Origin of the sequence: Burkholderia sp. BCC1972 (genome assembly GCF_905339605.1) — a bacterium.
Classification (GTDB): Bacteria; Pseudomonadota; Gammaproteobacteria; order Burkholderiales; family Burkholderiaceae; genus Burkholderia.
The window spans coordinates 492,328-511,569 of record NZ_CAJPGH010000001.1; the positions used below are offsets into that span (position 1 = coordinate 492,328).

General features: G+C 67.5%; 18 protein-coding genes. 2 read left to right on the forward strand and 16 right to left on the reverse strand.

Features of this window, described 5'->3' with window-relative positions; translation table 11 throughout:
- Positions 1 to 92 precede the first annotated feature (92 nt).
- The 16 genes from U5798_RS02195 to U5798_RS02270 form a co-directional block, all read right to left on the reverse strand.
- Positions 93 to 1,982 carry a protease modulator HflK gene (locus U5798_RS02195; protein WP_322081024.1) on the reverse strand — a complete coding sequence of 630 codons (1,890 nt, stop codon included), beginning with the start codon at positions 1,980 to 1,982 and terminating at the stop codon, positions 93 to 95.
- Positions 1,983 to 2,585: 603 nt separating this feature from the next.
- A complete protein-coding gene (locus U5798_RS02200; RefSeq protein WP_124448374.1) occupies positions 2,586 to 3,566 on the reverse strand; it encodes a type II secretion system F family protein in 981 nt (326 codons plus the stop codon).
- A gap of 36 nt (positions 3,567 to 3,602) precedes the next feature.
- Complete coding sequence (locus U5798_RS02205; protein ID WP_124448376.1) at positions 3,603 to 4,580, reverse strand: type II secretion system F family protein; 978 nt, start codon at positions 4,578 to 4,580, stop codon at positions 3,603 to 3,605.
- Between the two features lie 33 nt (positions 4,581 to 4,613).
- Positions 4,614 to 5,981, reverse strand: coding sequence for a CpaF family protein (locus U5798_RS02210; RefSeq protein WP_322081025.1), 1,368 nt, complete (start codon positions 5,979 to 5,981; stop codon positions 4,614 to 4,616).
- A gap of 18 nt (positions 5,982 to 5,999) precedes the next feature.
- The gene (locus U5798_RS02215) at positions 6,000 to 7,208 is read right to left on the reverse strand and encodes an AAA family ATPase (RefSeq protein WP_322081026.1); all 1,209 of its coding nucleotides are present in this window, start codon (positions 7,206 to 7,208) and stop codon (positions 6,000 to 6,002) included.
- 22 nt (positions 7,209 to 7,230) lie between these two features.
- Positions 7,231 to 7,674: a TadE/TadG family type IV pilus assembly protein gene (locus U5798_RS02220; RefSeq protein ID WP_124448382.1), complete on the reverse strand. Its 444-nt coding sequence runs from the start codon at positions 7,672 to 7,674 to the stop codon at positions 7,231 to 7,233.
- A complete protein-coding gene (locus U5798_RS02225; RefSeq protein WP_124448384.1) occupies positions 7,671 to 8,204 on the reverse strand; it encodes a TadE/TadG family type IV pilus assembly protein in 534 nt (177 codons plus the stop codon). Before U5798_RS02225 ends, U5798_RS02220 begins: the two co-directional genes overlap by 4 nt.
- Before the next feature lie 12 nt (positions 8,205 to 8,216).
- The gene (locus U5798_RS02230) at positions 8,217 to 9,482 is read right to left on the reverse strand and encodes a TadE/TadG family type IV pilus assembly protein (protein WP_322081027.1); all 1,266 of its coding nucleotides are present in this window, start codon (positions 9,480 to 9,482) and stop codon (positions 8,217 to 8,219) included.
- Positions 9,483 to 9,507: 25 nt separating this feature from the next.
- A complete protein-coding gene (locus U5798_RS02235) occupies positions 9,508 to 9,804 on the reverse strand; it encodes a hypothetical protein (protein WP_322081028.1) in 297 nt (98 codons plus the stop codon).
- Between the two features lie 20 nt (positions 9,805 to 9,824).
- Positions 9,825 to 11,762, reverse strand: coding sequence for a type II and III secretion system protein family protein (locus U5798_RS02240; RefSeq protein WP_322081029.1), 1,938 nt, complete (start codon positions 11,760 to 11,762; stop codon positions 9,825 to 9,827).
- 104 nt (positions 11,763 to 11,866) lie between these two features.
- Positions 11,867 to 12,706: a Flp pilus assembly protein CpaB gene (gene cpaB / locus U5798_RS02245; protein WP_322081030.1), complete on the reverse strand. Its 840-nt coding sequence runs from the start codon at positions 12,704 to 12,706 to the stop codon at positions 11,867 to 11,869.
- 35 nt (positions 12,707 to 12,741) lie between these two features.
- Positions 12,742 to 14,142 carry an ATP-binding protein gene (locus U5798_RS02250; RefSeq protein WP_322081031.1) on the reverse strand — a complete coding sequence of 467 codons (1,401 nt, stop codon included), beginning with the start codon at positions 14,140 to 14,142 and terminating at the stop codon, positions 12,742 to 12,744.
- A gap of 32 nt (positions 14,143 to 14,174) precedes the next feature.
- Positions 14,175 to 14,714: a prepilin peptidase gene (locus U5798_RS02255; protein ID WP_322081032.1), complete on the reverse strand. Its 540-nt coding sequence runs from the start codon at positions 14,712 to 14,714 to the stop codon at positions 14,175 to 14,177.
- 28 nt (positions 14,715 to 14,742) lie between these two features.
- Complete coding sequence (locus tag U5798_RS02260; RefSeq protein ID WP_322081033.1) at positions 14,743 to 14,949, reverse strand: Flp family type IVb pilin; 207 nt, start codon at positions 14,947 to 14,949, stop codon at positions 14,743 to 14,745.
- Positions 14,950 to 15,031: 82 nt separating this feature from the next.
- Positions 15,032 to 15,223 (reverse strand): Flp family type IVb pilin, encoded by a 192-nt coding sequence (locus U5798_RS02265; protein ID WP_059241391.1) that lies wholly within the window; start codon positions 15,221 to 15,223, stop codon positions 15,032 to 15,034.
- A gap of 141 nt (positions 15,224 to 15,364) precedes the next feature.
- Positions 15,365 to 15,556: a Flp family type IVb pilin gene (locus U5798_RS02270; RefSeq protein WP_124448399.1), complete on the reverse strand. Its 192-nt coding sequence runs from the start codon at positions 15,554 to 15,556 to the stop codon at positions 15,365 to 15,367.
- A gap of 1,049 nt (positions 15,557 to 16,605) precedes the next feature.
- On the opposite strand from U5798_RS02270, the gene U5798_RS02275 reads away from it, so the two are divergent.
- Together U5798_RS02275 and U5798_RS02280 are read left to right on the forward strand one after the other, a co-directional pair.
- A complete protein-coding gene (locus U5798_RS02275) occupies positions 16,606 to 17,844 on the forward strand; it encodes a glycosyltransferase family 87 protein (RefSeq protein WP_322081034.1) in 1,239 nt (412 codons plus the stop codon).
- Positions 17,841 to 19,220, forward strand: coding sequence for a glycosyltransferase family 87 protein (locus U5798_RS02280; protein ID WP_322081035.1), 1,380 nt, complete (start codon positions 17,841 to 17,843; stop codon positions 19,218 to 19,220). The genes U5798_RS02275 and U5798_RS02280 overlap by 4 nt, the downstream gene beginning before the upstream one ends.
- Positions 19,221 to 19,242: the final 22 nt, after the last annotated feature.

Sequence of the window (19,242 nt, forward strand, 5' to 3'; positions counted from 1 at the left end):
ATGTCGCCCCGGATGCGGTGTCGCCCGCGTGCGGCGCGGCGGCACGCGCTGCCGCCGTGGTGCGCCGCCCGCGCGGAACATGCCGCGTCATGTCAATGAATGCCGGCCAGATCGCCGGCGGGAGTGTTGCGCAGATCGACGGTTGCCCGCGTGCCGTCGGCCAGCCGGTCGTCGATGATCGTCATGCGTGCGTTGCGCAGCCCGCGTTGCAGCCGGTCAAGGTAATACTCGAATGGAAACGCGGGGCCGCCGAGCCGGTACGCGACCAGGTCGGCATCGAAATCGATCTGTTGCACGCGCGCTGACGACAGCGTGTCGCCCGCCTGCGCTTCGGCCTGCGCGATCCGCGCGAGCGCCTGCTGCCGTGCGTTGCCGAGTAGGCCGGCCGCGAAGCCGCGCGCCTGCGCGACACTGCCCTGCGCGCGGATCTGCGCGGCCTGCACGTCGTGAAAGGCGGCCGCCGCGCCGGTCGGCGGGTGCACGCTCTCGATCACGACCGCGATCACGTCGACACCGCTCTGCAGGCGGTCGAGCTGCTGCTGGATGGCGCGCTTCAACTGATCGGCCATTGCGGCCTGATCGGTTTCGAGCAGCGATTCGAGCGTATGCGACGCGAGGTAGTGGACCAGTTCGCGATTCGCGTTCACGCGCACCGTGCTTTCCGGATCGATCGTGCGATAGAGCGCCGCGCGGGCGTCGGCGTCGGTCGGCCCGAGACGATAATCGACCCGCACGTCGGCGTTGACGATCTGGAAGTTCTGGCGATCGCCGTTCGCGCCGGCGATCACCTGGGTGGTTTCCTGCGGATGCGGGGTATCCCACAGGCGGTTGATGGCTTCGGGTGTCGGGCCGTCGGCCGGCGCGGCACGCGTGTCGGCGCCGCCGTCGTTCGCGTTGCCCGCGATCGCGACCTGGTGCACGGCGCCGTTGTCGACGATGCGCGCGCGCCCGAACGGCCAGGGCAGCCCGATGTGCAGCCCCGGCTGCCAGACGGCGACCGGCGCGCCGAAACGTTCATAGACCGCGCGCTGTTCGGGGCTCAGCACGACGACGGCCGTGAGCAGCCACGCAGCGGCGACGGTCGCGCCGAGCGCACCCGGCAGCAGCCGCACAAAGCTGCGCCATCCCCAGCTCTGCCGTAAATCGATGCCGTAGCGATGCCGCAGCTCGGCGCCGAGCGACGCGAACGGCGACGGGCGCCGGCTCAGCAGGCCGGCAATCGCGCTGGTCGGCGCGACGGCGCCGCGCGGCCCCGCAAACCACGACAGCACGCCGCGAACGGCCAATTCGGCCGCCACGGCGGCATTGAGCAGCGCGGCCGCATGCACGAGCCAATCGGCCGTGCGATGCCGGAATGCGAACCATGCGGCGGCCAGCACGCCCGCGAGCGCGGTGACGAGCGCCACGCGCAGCATCCGCGTGAGCGATGCGGACACGGCCGAGCGATCCGCGGCGGCCGCGTGGTGACGTTCGGTGACGAGTGTAAGAAACGCGAGCACCAGGCAGGCGGCGCCGACCGCGAGCGTGGGTTCGGGTGCGGCCATCGCGCGGATCAGCATCACCGGCGACGGCGGTTGCCACGCGAGCGCGGCCATCGCGACGGAAAGCATGGCGCCCGCGGTGACGGCCCACGGCCGCCAGTCGATCGCGGCGGCAATGGCCGGCCACGGATTGTCGTATTGCTCCGGCTCCTGCTCCTGCTTGCGACGGAATGCGCTGCGCAGCCAGTCGGCGAGCAGGCCCTGCGGCAGGTCGCGGCGCGCGCGACCGGCGAGCAGCACGCCGATCGCGACGACGAGCACGTTGCACCATGCACTGGCGAGCGGTGCGCACCAGCGCAGGTCGACCGGCAGGAAGTCGACCGCGCTCAGCGTGCCGAGCGTGACGGCCAGCAACGCGGCGGCCCCTGCAACCGGCGCGAGGGCGTCACTGCCGGCCGGGCTGTCGGGAATGTCGTCGTGGCCTTCCGGCTGTTGCCCCATCGGGGTTCCTTACGTACGCGTTACAGGATGCGCAGGTGCCCGCGCGGAATTCTGCGAGCGGCAATGTAGCGCGGCGGATGATGAAACTCAAGGCATCGATGCGATTGACGCGAGGGAGGAAACGGTCGCGCGGACCGGACAGGCCGCGCGCGTCGCAATGTCGGAGCCGGCGGCGCGTCGGTCCTGTCGTCAAGGTGATGGGTATCCGCGATTCGCGGAGGGAAAACCGGGCGCGATCGGGTTCGGGGATCGCGACCTGCCGCGCCGGACAGCGCACGCAGACGTCCGAACCGGTATTCGAAGATGCATTGACTCGACGGCGGCGGCTCATCCCTGCGACATCGCGTTCGATCGTGCCGCGCGATGCCGGCAGCGCCGCTTCACGGGTTAGCAGTAGGGGGCAGCCGGCAAGGCGGTGGACTACGGCTTGTTCCATGGCCGACCATGGGTCCAGGATGCATTGACGCCGCTATGGTCGACCTGTCTCGCGGCGCCGCCTGGGGAGGGAGCCTCCATGAAGCCTGTTGCCGTGCCGGCCGGCGGGTAGGCCGCGCTGCACGTTCATCCTTTATCGGCCGTCCCGGCGCAACGCCGGTTCGCCGCTCACTGCGTGACGCCAACGAACGTCGGCAGCAGCACGCGATACACGTGGATCATTGCCGGGCCGAGCAGCACCATCATCAGCGCGGGGAAGATGCAGAAGATCAGCGGGAACAGCAGCTTCAGCGCGATCTTCGCTGCCCGCTCCTCCGCACGCATCCGGCGCCGCGTGCGCAGCATGTCCGACAGCACGCGCAGCGATTCGCTGATGCTCGTGCCGAAGCGGTCGGCCTGGATCAGCATCGCGCAGAACGACTCGATGTCCTCGACGCCGGTCCGCAGTGCGAGATTGCGCAGCGCCGTCTCTTTCGTGAAACCCGAGCGCATCTCGAGCAGCAGCAGGTCGAGTTCGCTTGCGACCACGTCGCTGCTGAAGCGCAGTTCCTCGCTCACCTTCATCAGCGCCGCGTCGAGCCCGAGCCCCGCTTCGACGCACACGGTCAGCAGGTCGAGCGCATCCGGGAAATCCTCGAAGATCGTCCGCTGGCGCACCTTGACCCGCTGCGACAGCACGATGTTCGGGATGTAGTAGCCGATCCCGGCGAGCGCGACGAGGATGACCGACAGCAGCGCGCGCTCGTTGCCGAGCGACGTCGTGATCAGCACCAGCAGCGCTGCGCACGGCAACCCGAGCGCAAGCCCCGTCTTCGCCGTGAAATACAGCGCGGCCGCGCTCTGGTTGCGCCAGCCGGCGTTCATCATCCGGATGCGCAGCGGCGAATTCTCCCAGCCCTCCTTCGGCACCGACAGCTTCGAGATCGGGGTGGACAGCTCGACCAGCTTCGCGACCCAGCGCGATGCCATGTCGTCGCCCGCGCCCGCCCCTCCGACGACGGTCCCTCCCGCCCCGGCCGCGCCAGCCTGCTGGAGCCGGCGCTGGATGCTGCGCGGCGCGAACAGCAGCATCGCGATGAGCACGCCGCCGGCCACGAAGATGAACAAGCCGCCCAGCATCACGGCCTGGATCACGCTCAGGTTTTGCATGACAACCTCGCAACGGTTCGTTATTCAGCACTCGCGTCAGACGCGAATGCGGACAATACGACGGATCCAGAACAGGCCGAACAGCATCGACACCAGCATCGTGCCGACCATCCTGATCCCGGCCGGATCCTCCCAGAGCACGGACAGGAATTCGCGGTTCAGCAGCGCCATGACCGCGGCGGTACCGAACGGCAGCAGCCCGAGAATCCATGCCGACAGCCGCCCTTCCGCCGACAGCACGCGCACCTTGTCGAACAGCTTGAAGCGCTCACGGATCAGCGCGGCGATGCTGTCGAGCAGCTCGGCCAGGTTGCCGCCCGTCTCGCGCTGGATCAGCACCGCGATCACGAAGTAGCGCAGGTCCTGCACCGGCACGCGCGTCGTGAGGTTCATCAGCGCATCGTGCAGCGACACGCCGTAGTTGACCTCGTCGAACGTGACGCGGAATTCGCCGCCCATCGGATCGGGAAACTCGTCGCCGACCATCCCGAGCGTGCTCGTGAACGAGTGACCGGAACGCAGCGCGCGCGCGATCATGTCGCAGATCTCCGGCAACTGCCGCTCGAGCCTGCGCAACCGGCGCCCACGGCACCGCATCACGTACATCAGTGGCAGGCAGCCGGCGAACAGCGCGACCGGCAGCGCGGCGAGCTGCATGCGCGAGGCGAAGCTCGTCACGATCCACGCGAACGCCGCGAACACCACGCTGAGCATGATCAGCTTCGGCAGCGTCCAGTCGAGGCCCGATTGCTGGATCATGAGATCGAGCGCCTGCACGCGCGGCATGCGCAGCAGCATCCGGTCAAACGGCTTCGACTCGTCGAGCATCCGCTTCTTCAGGATCGACAGCCGCTCCTGCTGCACGTTGCCGCCGGCCGACATCGCGCGGATGCGCGCTTCGATCCGGCGCGCGGCGCTGCCGTGCCGCGCGTTCCACCATTGATAGGCGCCTTCGATCGCGAGCACCACCGCGACGAAGGTGAGAATCACAAAACCGTAAAAGATCGTGTTCATGAAGCCTCCCCGGCAGCGAACGGTGCCCTGTCGTCAGTTCGTCTCGTACCGCTGGGACGGGTCGTAAAGCGAATCCGGCAGGTTGATGCCGAACGCCTGCAGCCGCTCGACGAACTTCGGCCGCACGCCGGTCGCGCAGAAGTGGCCGCGCACCGAGCCGTCGCGATCCACGCCCGTGCGCTTGAACGTGAAGATCTCCTGCATGTTGATGATGTCGCCTTCCATCCCGGTCAGTTCCTGGATGCTGACGATCTTGCGCTTGCCGTCCGTCAGCCGCGCCGCCTGCACGACCACCGAGATCGCCGACGCGATCTGCTGGCGCATCGTCTTCGGCGGCAGCGTCAGGCCGGCGACGCTGATCATGTTCTCGAGCCGCGTCAGCGCGTCGCGCGGCGTGTTCGCGTGGATCGTCGCGAGCGAGCCTTCGTGGCCGGTGTTCATCGCGTTGAGCATGTCGAGCGCTTCGGCGCCGCGCACTTCGCCGAGGATGATCCGGTCCGGGCGCATCCGCAGCGCATTGCGCACCAGCGTGCGCTGCGTGATCTCGCCCTTGCCCTCGATGTTCGGCGGGCGCGTTTCGAGGCGCAGCACGTGCGGCTGCTGGAGTTGCAGCTCGGCCGCATCCTCGATCGTCACGATCCGCTCGTTGCGCGGAATGAAGCCGGACAGGATGTTGAGCAGCGTCGTCTTGCCGCTGCCGGTGCCGCCCGACACCAGCACATTCACCTTCGCGCGCGACAGCGCGTCGAGCAGCTCGGCCATCGGCGGCGTCAGGCTGTGGTAGCGCACCAGGTCGTCCATCTTCAGCGGGTTGACCGCGAAGCGCCGGATCGACATCAGCGGCCCGTCGATCGCGGACGGCGGGATGATCGCGTTCACGCGCGAGCCGTCCGGCAGGCGCGCATCGACCATCGGGCTCGATTCGTCGATGCGGCGCCCGACGCGCGACACGATCTTCTCGATCACCTTCATCAGGTGCGCGTCATCGTAGAACGTCACGTCGGTCAGTTCGAGCTGGCCGCAACGTTCGACGTAGACCTGCTGGTACGTATTCACGAGGATGTCGGAAATGCCGGGGTCGCGCAGCAGCGCTTCGAGCGGGCCGAAGCCGAACATCTCGTCGTACACGTCGACCGCGAGCTGCCGGCGCTCGATGTCGTTCGCCGGGAGCCGCCCCTCGTCGAGGATGCGCGCGATCAGCGCGCCGATTTCCATGCGGACCGTATCCTGCGGCAGCCGCGACAGGCGCTCGAGTTCGACGCGTTCGAGTACGGCCAGGTGGATCTCGCGGCGCAGCTTCTGGTAGGCGTCGCGCACCGACGAATGGGCCGGGCCGGCCGGCTCGTTGCCCGCCGCCAGCGGCTGGGCCCGGTGCAACGACATCTGTTCGCGCAATGACATGATGGTTCCCCGAAAGAGTTACATGGACTTGAGCTTCGGCGTGGCCTTGCGGCCAAAGAGCCTGGACATCAACGGTTCGCTGTTCACCGCGCCATGCCCGGTGCGCACCTCCCCGTCGACGAGCTTTTTTGCATACCCCTGCAACGCACGCACGACCGCCGTGCCGCGCGCGAGCCGCGACACCGGATGACCCTGGTTGATCGCCTCGAGCACGGTATCTGCATCGTCGGGAATCGTGCAGGCCGCCTGCAGGCCCAGCACTTCCTCGAGCGCGGTGCGGGTGCGCTCGCTGGCGCGTGTCGTGCGGTTCACGATCAGCCGCATCTGATCAGTCGAGTAGCCGAGCGACACGAGGATCTCCAGCAGCCGGCGGCCGGCGCGCACGTGCGGCATCGCGGGCTGCAGCACGATCTGGATCTGGTCGCTGCGATCCAGCGCGACCATCGTCAGCGGATTGATGCCGACGCCGACGTCGAAGATCACGAAGTCGTAGCGCGGCGCGGCGACGCCCAGGATCCATTCGAGCGCGTCCTCGCGCATCTCCGCGGCCTTGACCGGGTCGCCGGCGCCCGCGAGCACGTGGAAGTTTTCCGTCACGTGCGCGACGCTCGCGTCGAGAAACGCGCTGTCCAGCCGCTCGATCTGCGCGCAAAGTTGCGGCAGCGTCGACGGCGGGGTTTCGTCGCTCACGAGAAACGCCGCATCGGCGAACTGCTGGTTCAGGTCGATCAGCAGCACGCGGCGCTTGAAGCCTTCGGCGATCTCGAATGCGACGTTGCTGGCCGCGAAGCTCGTGCCGACCCCGCCCTTGCACGACATGAACGACACGATCCGCGTATCGTCGGTGTCGCGCCGCGTGCTTTGCGCGGCCGCCCGTTCGAGCGCGTTGGCGAGCGCCTGCGGCTCGAGCGGCCACTGCAGCACGTCGCGCGCGCCTGCGCGCATCGCGTCGAGCAGCACGTGCGGCGATGCGTCCGCCGTCACGAGAATGCAGGTCAGGTTCGCATGTGCGCGGCAGATGCGCTCGATTGCCGACAGTTCGGACGCGTCGAGCGACGTGCCGTCGACCAGCAGGACATCGAACGCGTCGAGCCCGTCGGTGCGATGCTCGATCTGCGACGGGCGGCCGGTCGCGCGTGTCGCGCGATAGCGTCCGCAGTCGGCCACGAGGCGCGCGATCTGCGAGAGGCGCGCGGTGTCGTCGGAAGCTACGAGGAGGTTGATCATGTCGTGTGCCTCGTCTGTTCGATTAGTTGCAGGCGGTGCCGCCCGTCGCGGAAGTCAGACTTTCGCGCGGCAGTGTCGTCGTGAACGGCGGCATCGTCACCGTGACGTTCACGAAAGGGATCATCGTCTTGACGGTGACGTTCGTGACGCTGACGGTCACGAACGCGCAAGAATTCACGTCACAGCTTGAGGGCGAGTAGTTCACCGACACGTTCGCGTTCGACAGCAGCGGCAGCAGCGATCTCACGCGCTTCACGACACCGGCCGCGTTCACGTCGCAGACCACCGCCGTGCGCGCGCCCAGGCGCACGGCCTCGCTCGCGGTGCTCCAGTAGAACAGCACGCGGCCGAACTCGAAGATGCCGATCAGCAGCATGATCAGCACCGACGCGATCAGCGCGAACTCGACGATTGCCGCACCGCGCTGGGTGCGCCGGCGTGACGGGAGGGCATGGCGCGCGCTCATGACACTTGCCTCATCACGGTGACGATGTTGTTGAAGGTGATCGACGGCAGCCCCGGGAACGCGGGGATCGGCTGGTACTTGTAGCCCGTGATCTTCACTTCGACGACGTTGATCGCGCCCATCGCCGTGCCGCCCGCCGCGTTGTTGTTCGAGTCGTAGGTCGGCAGGTTCGCGAACTGCGACGGATCGGACGCGTCGCTGCAGCCGGTCGTGTGCTGCGCGTCGCAGATCGTCACCATCGACGTCGTGAGCCCCGGCACCAGCTCAGTGCCGGAAGCACCGCACGTCGTGCTGCCGTAGACGACGAGACACTGCGCCTGTGACACCGGATATGCGCTGTCGGTCGGCAGCCAGATCGACAGGTAGCGCGCCGCGTCGCGCGTCGCCTTGGTCAGCGTCTCGAACTGGTAGATCGCACGGCCGAACTCGGCCACGCCGGTCGCGAGCATGATCATCGGCATCAGCACGAGTGCGAACTCGACGGCAACGGCGCCACGGGTGCGCGAACGACGAATCGGGGGCATTTTCATGATCGTCACTCCCTATTGGACCAGCATCGGCACCTGGACCCCGGACGCACTGCCGTCGCCGGGCAAACCGTGCGTCGCGCACGGGTTGTTGCCGGAGACGGACGATCCGAGGTATTCGAGGTGGGCGATGACGTTGCCGCTGCCGGCGCTGAAGGGCAACGGATCGAGCATCAGCACGCAGTCCCATTGCGTGACGTGCACCTTGCCGCTGCTGCCGTTCAGTGTCGAGCAGTCGCCTTCCGGCGCGAGCGCGACTCGGCGGTCGCCGCCGTAACTCTGGTAGTTGCTCGCGGTCGCGGTGCCGTTGGTGGCGATCCCGCTGCCCGTCGGCGGCGCGCCGTCGCCCTGGTAGGACTTGAAAGCAGCGCGGTCGGCTACGAACTGCGTGTAGGCGTCGCCCTTGATGCCCGCTGTTCCGGGCGGCCCGTAGTTCGGGCCGACATACGCGTAGCCGGTGAAGTCGGGCTGGCCGCTCGAGCCGTTCGCGCCGTTCGTATAGATGCCGAAGCGCGTGTTCCAGGCGCGCAGCGACGCCGACTTCAAGCCGGTGGTGCCGAGATCGGGCGGGCTCTTGATATTGCAGCTATTGCCCGACAGTTCGCTCGCGAGCGTCGGCTCGTTCGTCGTGCCGTCGAGCGCCGCCCAGCCGAAATTGCCGGGCCCGTAGGATGAACCGGACGGCGACGTGAGCCAGTCGCCGACCTTGTAGGCCGGATCGGACGGGCCGCGGCACACGAACACGGGAATCGCGCAGGCCGTCTGCCCGCCGCCGACGGTCGCGATCGCGCTCGCCGACACTTCCGCCGCGTTCGCGAGCTTCGTGCCCGGCAGCACGTTCAGCACCTCGATGAACCAGTGCGCGATGTTGCTCAGCTTCGTCGCGCACTGCACGTACTTGATGTTCGCCGGTGTCGTGACCGAGTTCTTGGTCAGGAACGGGTTGGTCAGCGAATCGCTGAACGTGACGTTCGAATTCGTCGACAACTGCACCGACTGGTTCTGGAAAAACACGAAGTTCAGGTGGCCGGCGGCGATGCCGTCGGCCTCGGCCACCGACAGGCTGATGGCCGAGGTCAGGTCGCGCGCAGCCGACAGCGCGCACGCATCGGCGCTGTTCTGCAGTTCGCTGCGCGTGACGTACAGCTTGCCGAGATCCAGCGCGAGCCCGACGAACCCGATCATCACCGCCAGTGCGAGACCAACGATGATCGCGACGGCACCGCGCTGGCGATGCAGGTTGCGACGCGTGACTTTCGGATAGCGGGCTGCGCTGTTCATGGCGTTCTCCCTGAGCGTCCTGTCGTTACTGGGTGGACTTGCCGATGCCGATCACGAAGGCATTGGCAGGCGGCACGGCTTGCTTGAACGACTTTTCGTAGTTGTCGAGCGCGGCCGCGGCGGCGGCGCCGTCGACCCCCGATGCCGATGCCGGGTGTTCGCCGGCATGCGGATCGATGATCTGGGCCTGCATCACGGTGCGGACCGAATCGCCGAAGCGGCTGTCCCACACCGGGGTCGACGACATGCAGCCGGCAAGCGCGAACGCGAGCGGGACGGCGAGCGCCGCGCGGCGCACGAATACGAGGTAGGCGGATTTCATGAGTGTCCCCTTGGATGGCTTCAACGATCGGTGGACTGGGGTTCGGTGCCCGCACGCGCGACCTGCGCCTGCGCTGCCGTCACCCGGTGCTTCGGTCGCGCCGCCGGCTTGGCCGGCGTGTCGGGGCCGCCTGCCGCGAGGCGCGCGGCGGTGGCTTCGATGCGCGCGATGCGGGCCGCGTTCGACGTGTCGGGCTGCGGCACGGTGGCGACCACCGGCGTGGGCACCTTCTGCGGCTCGGCCAGCACCGGCGACTGCGCATCGGCGCCTTGCGGTGCGCGCGGCGCGGGCAGCGCGGCGGTCGGACCGGTGGGCACTTCCGATTGCGGAGCCGGTGCCGGTGCCGGTGCCGGTGCCGGCGCCTGGGCCGGTGCCTGCGGTGCCGCGGCTGCGCCGTTCGCGGGTTGCGCGCCTGCCTTGCGAACCCCGCCACGGCCTTCCATGTTGCCGGTCGCGTACACGTCGGCTTCGTTCGGCTTGGAGAAGCTGTCGGTCGGCAGCGGCACGTCCGCGGTCTGCAGCGGTTTCACCAGGTGCGGCGTGATCAGGAAGATCAGCTCGGTGCGGTCCTGCTGGAACGACGTGCTGCGGAACAGCGCGCCGAGCACCGGCACTTCGCCGACGCCGGGGATCGCCTTCAGCGCACCGCTCGCGTTGTCCTTGATCAGCCCGCCGATCGCGAACGATTCGCCGTCACCCATCTGCACCGTCGTCGACGCGCGCCGCGTCGTGATCAGCGGCAGGATCGACGTGCCGCCGATGTTGGACGCGCTCAGCGTGACGCCCGTTTGCGACAGTTCCGACACTTCCGGCGCGACCTTCAGGCTGATCCGGCCGTTGGCCAGCACCGTCGGCGTGAACTTCAGCGCGACGCCGAATTCCTCTTCCTGCAGCGTGATCGACGAGACGCCGTTGCTGCCGCTCTGCGGGATCGGGATGAAGATCTTGCCGCCGGCGAGGAACGTCGCTTCCTGGCCGCTGATCGTCACGAGATTCGGCTCCGCGAGGATCTTGACGAGGTTGTCGGTGTTCTGCGCGTCGGCCGCGATGCTGAACGGCTTGTTGTTCGCCTTGTTGAAGACGGCGCCGCTCGCCACGCCCGCCAGCAGGTTGCTGACCAGCGCGCCGCTCCACGAACCGAACCCGCCCTGGATGTTGAACGCGCTGCCCATCTGGTTGATCAGCGTCTTCGACACCTCGGCCACCTTCACCTCGAGCATCACCTGCTGCGGCGACGTGACGTTCAGCATGTTCAACACACCGCCGCCGCCCTTGCCGCCCGCGGCCGGGTCGCCGGCGCTGTCGCCGTACGCATGGGCGATCTGCACGGCCTGCTGCGCGGCCTGCGAGCTCGACACGGTGCCCGCCAGCACGATCGTGCCGGCCGCGGTCGATACGTGGATGTCGCGCTCGGTCGGCATCAGCTGCAGCAGCGACGCCTGCAAACCGCCGGCGTCCGCGCCGACCGCGACGTCGATCACGCGACAAGCACCGCTCTTGCCCTGCACGATCATGTTGGTCGTGCCGACGGCAAGCCCGAGGATGTACAGCGTCTGCGGCGACACCATCGTGGCCTGGGCGACGGCCGGGTTGCCGATCGTCCGATTGCGGACCGGCTCCGGCATCGGCACCAGCAGCGACTTGCCGAGCGGCACGCTGACGCTGGTCGACTCGCGCACGGCGCCGACGCAGTTCGGCCCGCGCAGCGGCCCCGCCGAGGCGGCGGGCGCGGCGGCCGGCACCGGCGCCATGCTGATCGTCATCTGCATCGGCCCCTTGCCGACCGCGGCCGGCGCGCTGGCGCCGCCCTTCGTCAGCACGGCCGACTCGACGCCTTCCTGCGCGAGTGCGCCATAAACGGTCAGCCATCCCGTACAGAGGATCGCGGCCATCATCGTGCCCCGTGCGACGCGTGTCCGCAGCGGGCCGGTACCTGTGCATTGCGGTTTGATCTTCATTTCGTCTGATCCCCCGAGAGACCGGCGCCGTGCCGGTTTTCGACTTCCAAGGCCGCCGCACGTTGCCGGCGGCCGATCTGTTTATATGGCTGGTTTGATCTGTTTCAGAAACACTCGACGCTGCCCTTCACACCCGTCAGTACGCCGACGCAGTCGCGCCGTACTTCCGGCCCAGCGTGCGATGCGACGTGCATGCGTACCGGCCGCACGCGTGCGGGAGCCGGCGGCGCTTCGGGTGCGGGTTCCTTGCCGAGCAGCGTCAGCTTGGTCGCGCCGCCGGTGTTCAGCGTCTTCTGGTCGATCTGGTTGCGCAGCACGAGCGACAGCGTGCCGACGCTGCGTGCGAGGTCGAGCCGTTCGGCCTGGTCGGGCGTGACTTCCAGCGTCACCGCGTTGACGACCTTCGGTGCGGTGTCGTCGCGGCTCACCTGCTGCGCGACGGCCAGCACGAGGATGTGCTCGAGCACGATCTTGGAGATGCTCTGCCCGTCGGTCTTGCCCTGCTGTTCCTGCGTGTTGACGATCACGTCGACGTAATTGCCCGGCAGCGCGAAACCCGCGACGCCGACCACGTCGTTCACGCGCACCGTGATCGCGCGGCTGCCGTCGGCGATCACCGCGGACAGCCCGCCCTTGGTGCCGACCGGCGCGAGCTTCGACTCGATCACCGGCTCGTCGCGCGACAGGCTGGTGCGCACGACGCGCCCTTCGAGCGCTTTCGTATCGGTGAACGCGCCTGTCGGCACGCTGCCCGACGGCCAGTTGACCATGTGGATCTGGTTCGGCCCGAGCGGTTCGCCCAGGTTCAGGTCGGTGGTGGCCACCGCGACCGGCGTGACCGAATTCGTGGATGTCTGCACCAGCCAGTGGGACGCGAACACGACCGCGGCAAGACCCGCGATCATCGCGACGACCAGCATCATGACCGCTCGACTGTTTTTCATGGCAATGCTCCTCGACGATTCGTGAAAGAAACGGCTCAACCGGTGATGAACGTACGGCCACCGCGTTCGACGGTCGGTGGATGACCGCCGTCACGTTCGGGCGCCGAACCGAAATAGCTCGCCCATGCGTCGTACAGCGCGTCGTGCGTCACTTCGAGCGGATCGCCGCGATACCGCGCGCCGGCCGCCACGAGACGCAGCAGGTCCGACGGAAAACAGGCGAGAAACGCCTTGCCGGTCGGCAGATGCAGCCGATGCAGCAGGTAGTCGAAGGCATCGCTCGCGGAGACGAGCCCCAGCGATGCGCAGGCCGCGTCGTACACGGCACGGTAGTCTTCGACCGACATCGCGCCGACGTGCAGCTTCGACCCGAGGCGGCGCAGGAACGCGTCGTCGCAGATCTGCTCCGGCGACAGGTTGCTCGAGAACACCGGCCACACATCGAACGGCATCACGAAGCGATTACCGGATTCGAGCGTCAGGAAATCGACGCCGCGATCGAGCGGGCGCAGCCAGCGATTGAGCAGGTCGCGCGGCTCGACGCGCTGGCGGCCGAGATCGTCGACGACGTACATGCCCATGTTGGCCTTCATGTGCGGCGGCGCCTGGTAGAAACCGGCGGCTTCGTCGCGACGGAGATCGAGCTCGCCGAGCGTCAACTCGCCGCCGGACATCACGATCGGCCGTTCGCACAGGCGCCAGCGGCGGTCGACCGACTGGCCGCCGGCCCGCGATCCCGCGTCGACATGCACGAGCGGGTCGTAGATCTGGATCACTTCGCCGGCCGCGTGGATCGCGTACGGCACCGGCACGTGGCCGCGCATCAGCGAGCCGAGCCGCTCGGCGAGGAAGGTCTTGCCGCTGCCGGCCGGACCATAGATCAGCAGCGGCCGGCCTGAATTCAGCGCCGCGGCCGCCGCATCGAGGATCGACGTGTCGATCACGATGCCTTCGAACGCGGTCCACACGTCGCTCTGGTTGATCTGCAGCTTGCGTACCGAATGCTTGTCCAGGCACGCGAGATACGCGTCGAGCGTCACCGGCGCGGGCCCGCTGTAGCCGCTGCGCGCCCGTTCCTCGAGCGCCAGCACGCGGCCCGCGTCGGTCAGGCGGAACGACACGTCGAGATCGGTCGCCCCGCGATGGGTGAGCTCGACGAGACGCTCGCGCACCAGAAATGCGAAGACGTCGTCGAGCACCGCGAGCGGCAGGCAGTGCCGCTCGACCAGGTCGCCGTACGACGGGCGGCCAAGCACCAGCGTCGACTTCAGCACGAGCCCGGCGACGAACGTCATGCTCAGCCCGGTTTCCTCGAGCGTGCGCGGCGCCGTCGGCAACTGCGTGCCCAGTTTGGTATGGGCTTCCCGAGACGGCAGCGGATCGGGCAGGTGCGCCACCTGCGCGTCGCGTCTCGGTTCGGTGTGATTCGTGTTCATGGTCGCTCCGTCCTCGTTGCGTGTTCGTCGCGCTATGCACACGACACGAACAACATGCCCAGCGTGCCGGCCGCGATCGCCACGCCATACGGCAGCGTGCCGACCGATGCGATTTCCACGGGGCCGCCGGCGGCTTCTCCGTGCGCCCCTTGCAAACGACGCGCGATCAGCACGCGAACGTTCGCCCACATCTGGCGCATCCGGCCGCGCAGCAGCGCGAACGCGATGGCGCCGATCCCGCCGGCCAGGAACGTGGCCAGCACGATGTAGAACGTCATTTCCGCCCCGACCCATGCGCCGATCGCGAGCATCAGCTTCACGTCGCCGGCCGCCATCCCGCGCAACAGGTAGAACGGCAGCAGCAGGCCGAAGCCGGTCGCCGCACCTGCGAGCCACTCGAGTGCGCCGGCCAGGACGCCGTGCAGCATGCACTGCGCGACCAGCGCACCGACGAGCCCGAACGCGACGAGGCGGTTCGGAATGCGGCGGCTTGCAATGTCCGTGCTGGCCGCGGCGACGGCGAGCAGCGTCACGCACAACGGGACCGGGTAAGGCGGCGCAACAGGTAACATGGCGGACCTCTCGGATCGAATCGATGGATCAGGAAACCATTGCCAGCGCGTTGGTTACCGCGGACGTCACGGCCGTGGCAATCACCTCGTACGTGTCGACAAGCGAGCCTTTCAGCGTGACGACGCTGCCCAGTACCGCGGTGGCGAACATCGCCGCGAGCAACGCATATTCGATCGACGTCACGCCTTGCTCGTCGGCGATCCAGCGACAGACGGCACGCATCGTGGCTTGCATGATGGTCTCCGGTTCCTGGTTGATCGGATGGCCGGGGACGGCTCGAGCACTGCACCAGCCGAGCCGTCCGCGGCACGGTCCATCAGATCGCTGCGACCGCCGAATCGAGGTCGTCCGCGATCGTGGTGAACACGGTTTTGAGGTCCTTGCCGACCGTCGACAGCGCGGCGATGATGCCGATGGCGATCAGGGCGGCGATCAGGCCGTATTCGATGGCCGTGACGCCGTCTTCATCGCGAACGAAACGGCTGACTTGTTGAATGAACTTGGACATGGCGTTCTCCTTGCGTAGTCACTTTCGAAGCCCTCGCGTGCCGGCTGGATCGAATGATCCGGCATCGATACGTCGAGGCAGGTTGTTGATGCCGTGTGGTGCCGACGAACAGTTCGGAGGAGCCGTCCGCCGTACCGCTCATCAAATTGCTGCTACTACAGAGTCCAGATCGTCGGCGACCGTACTGAACACGGTCTTCAGATCCGTACCGACCGTCGTCAGCGCGGCGGCGATGCCGATCGCGATCAGCGCGGCGATCAGACCGTATTCAATGGCCGTCACACCGTCCTGATCCTCGGCGAACCAGGCGATCTTTTCGATGATTCTCGACATGAGCACTCTCCTTTCGGACTGCTATTAAATACCCTTCGTCGATCAAGACGTCGGGGTGGGCACCACCGGCACTACACGAAAAAACGGAACGCGACGTTCAGCTGCGGGAACGGGGATGCACACCCCTGTCCGTGCGAACGGGTATCAGTGAAGCGGAACGCGAGAGAGGCGTATACGGGGCGACCAGCCGGACGAACCGGGCATGCCGACCGACCGGAACGGCACGACGGCCGCTCGACGCATGGAATCCAGTTGAACGGGAGACGAGTTCCCGGCACATCCGCAATGTGTCTTTAACGCGGCTTGCGATCCGCGATGTGCTGTGGTCTTTCATTTTTATTCCCCATGTGCTGCCATGCCGAATTCTTATTGCCCTGAAGATTCCGGGTCTGCTGGGTCGATCGACGACTGGTTTCGCGGTTCGTCGACCTGGCGCTGCGTGTTCCCCGACGCGCTCCGGTCATCTCTTCCGCAGGTGACTCCGTAGCCGGTTCCGTGTGTCTTTTCGGAACCGCCCGGTCGTCACGTCGCCCGACTGCCGTGCCAACGCTTACGCAAAGAGCAGGCCATCCCGAGTGGAATCTCTGCGTATCAAGGGTTCCGGCGATTTCCCCCCTCCCCGGCCCACGGCGCGATGCCCGAAATGTTTCAAACTTGAACGACCCGCGGCGGCCGGCGCGGCCCGCCCGAATGCCCGCCGCCGCGCTGCACAAAGGGCAGAAAAAATTTCGTCGGGACTTTCCCGGATGCGCAACGCCGGTCGCGTGCCGCGCGTTCGGCGGCGTGCGAACCCGGCGAAATTCACCGAATGTTTCAAGCCAGAAACACGAAACCCGATTACCTCGATTTTTCATACTTGAAAACACGGTTTTCAAGGCCGTCACTCGGCGATCGAAATTCCGGCAGCCAGTGCGTGATTTGCATCACGCGATTTTTTCTTCAACAATGAATTCACCGGACAACGCCGTTTCAACGCGATTCGATCCGCGGGCACGACCACATCAAACGGCTGTGACAGACCACGCAGCCACTACGACAGACGGGGCATCATGTACACAGCCAATCGTGAAACGCGCGATCGCGCCATACGCTGTGCTCAATGGCTGACAGCGGACCGGATCATTCCGTACAGCTGCATCATGCTGATGCTCTTCGTCGCACTGGTGGTCGTGTGGGGCGTCGTGACCGACGGCTTCACGTCGAACGCCACTGCCCGTCCAGGCACCGACTTCTCGGTCTTCTGGACTGCATCGCATCTCGTGTTGCAAGGCCATGCCGCATCGGCCTACGACACTTCGTCATTCACGCAGGCCGAGTTCGCGCACTTCGGTGCGTTTCTGCAACACCGGCCGCTTCCCTGGCTCTATCCGCCGACGATGCTGCTGCTCATCGCGCCGGTTGCCCTCGTGCCTTTCCTGCCCGCTTATTTCCTCTTTTTCGCGGGCAGTCTTTTATGCTACGCGCTCGCCGTCTCGCGGTTGTCGGGATTGCGTGCGCATCTTCCCGTGCCGCGCGCCGCGGCGCTCGTCGTGGTCGCGTACTCGGGCGTGTGCATGTCCGCGCTGTTCGGGCAGAACAGCATCCTGACCGCCGGCCTCGCCGCGCTTGCGCTGCATCTGCTTGGCAAGCGCCCCGTCGTGGCCGGCGTGCTGATCGGCCTGCTCGCGATCAAGCCGCAACTGGCCGTGCTGTTCCCGATCGTCCTGGTTGCCACGCGTGCGTGGCGCACGTTCGCGGCGGCGGCGATCAGCGCGACGCTGTTCGCGGCAGCCGGTGTCGCACTGACCGGCCCGGCCGCGCTGCACGGGTTGACTCACGCAATGTCGACAGTACGCGCGCAGCATTTCATGCTCGCGTCGTACTGGCTCGCGTCGCCGACGCCGTTCGCCGCGTTGCGGCTCGCGGGCGCACCGGTTGCCGCCGCGCTGGCCGCACAGGCGGCGGTCGCGCTGCTCGCGATCGCCGCGGCCGTCAGCGTGTGGCGCCGCACGAACGACATGCGCCTGCGCGGCGCGGTGCTGGCGGTCGCCACGCTGCTGACGACGCCGTATCTGTGGCACTACGAACTGACGTGGCTCGGCATCGCGGTCTTCTGCCTGATTGCGCACGGTCTCGACGAAGGCTGGCTTCCCGGCGACCAGGGCATCCTCGTGCTCGCGTGGCTGCTGCCGCTCTTCGAGATGTTCAACCGGTTGGCGAAGCTGCCGCAGATCGGGCCGGTCGTGCTGCTCGCGGTGCTGTTCGTCGCGGTGCGTCGCACGGCACTGACGTCACGGAGCGCGCAATGAAAGCGCCTTCGTTCGCCCGCCATGCGCATTCCGCCATCGACGCACATCCGGAACTCCCGATCGCGGGCCCGCGCCGCTACCCGCACTGGCTCAATCGCGACCGCGTACGCCTCTATGCGGCCGCCGCGCTGCTGACCGAGCTGCTGTTCATCGGCATTTACTTGATCCGCGTGATCCTGTCGAACCATGGCGCGCCGGAACCGCTGTCGCCGGATTTCTCGCCGATCTGGAGCGCCGCATGGCTCGCCGCGCACGGTCACGGCGCCGACGCGTGGCATTTCCCCACGCTGTTCGCGGTCCAGAAGCTTGCTGTCCCGACGATGACGCTCACGGACGGCACGCAGCCCTGGCTCTATCCGCCGACGATGCTGCTGCTCGTGCTGCCGCTCGGCTGGCTGCCGTACACGCTGGCGCTCGTGCTGTGGCTCGCCACCTCATACACGCTGTTCGCCGTGACGATCCGCGCGACGGTGCAACGCGATACCGCCTGGCTGTGCGCACTCGCGTTCCCTGGCGCATTCCTTACCGTGATCGTCGGCCAGAGCAGCCTTTTCACTGCGATGCTCGCCGGCGCCGGCCTGCTCGCGCTGAACCGCCGCCCCGTCGTCGCAGGCATCTGCTTCGGCTTGCTGACGATGAAGCCGCAGCTCGCGGTGCTGTTCCCGCTCGCGCTGCTGTGCGCGGGCCAGTGGCGCGCGCTGGCCGCGTGGGCCGCGACGATCGCCGGTAGCGCCGCGCTCGCGACGCTCGCGTTCGGCGTCGGCCCGTGGGTCACGTTCGCGCATGTGATAGGCAACGTCTACGCGGCCGTCGGCACCGGGCACGCGAAGCTCTCGCGCATGCCGTCCGTGTTCGCGTTCGCGACGATGGCCGGCTGGCCCGTGCTCGTTGCCCGCGTCCTGCAACTGCTGTCCGCCACCGCCGCCGCATTCGCCACCGTCTACGCGTGGCGCGGCGCGTGCTCCTACGCACTGCGCGCCGCAACCCTCGCATGCGCATGCCTGCTCGTCAGCCCGTACCTGTACGACTACGACCTGACCTGGTACGGCCTCGTGATCGCGTGGTACGCCCGCTATGCATGGACCCACGGCTGGCGGCGCTTCGATCGCGAATGGCTGATGCTGCTGTGGCTGATGCCGCTCGCCGGCCTCACGGTCATGCCGCACCTGCCGTTCCAGTTCATGCCGCTCGTCACGCTGGCGTCGCTCGCGCTGCTCGTCAGCCGGATCGCGCAGGAAAGACACGACGTGCCGTCGATGCCCGACGCGCGCGACCACTCGACCGACACCGGGTTTGCTCATCCGGTCCGGCCGCACCACCGCCCGGCGTACGGAATGCGCCGCACCGGCCGCCCGACCATCGGCGCCGACCGGTGACGCGTCATTACAAGGGGAATCA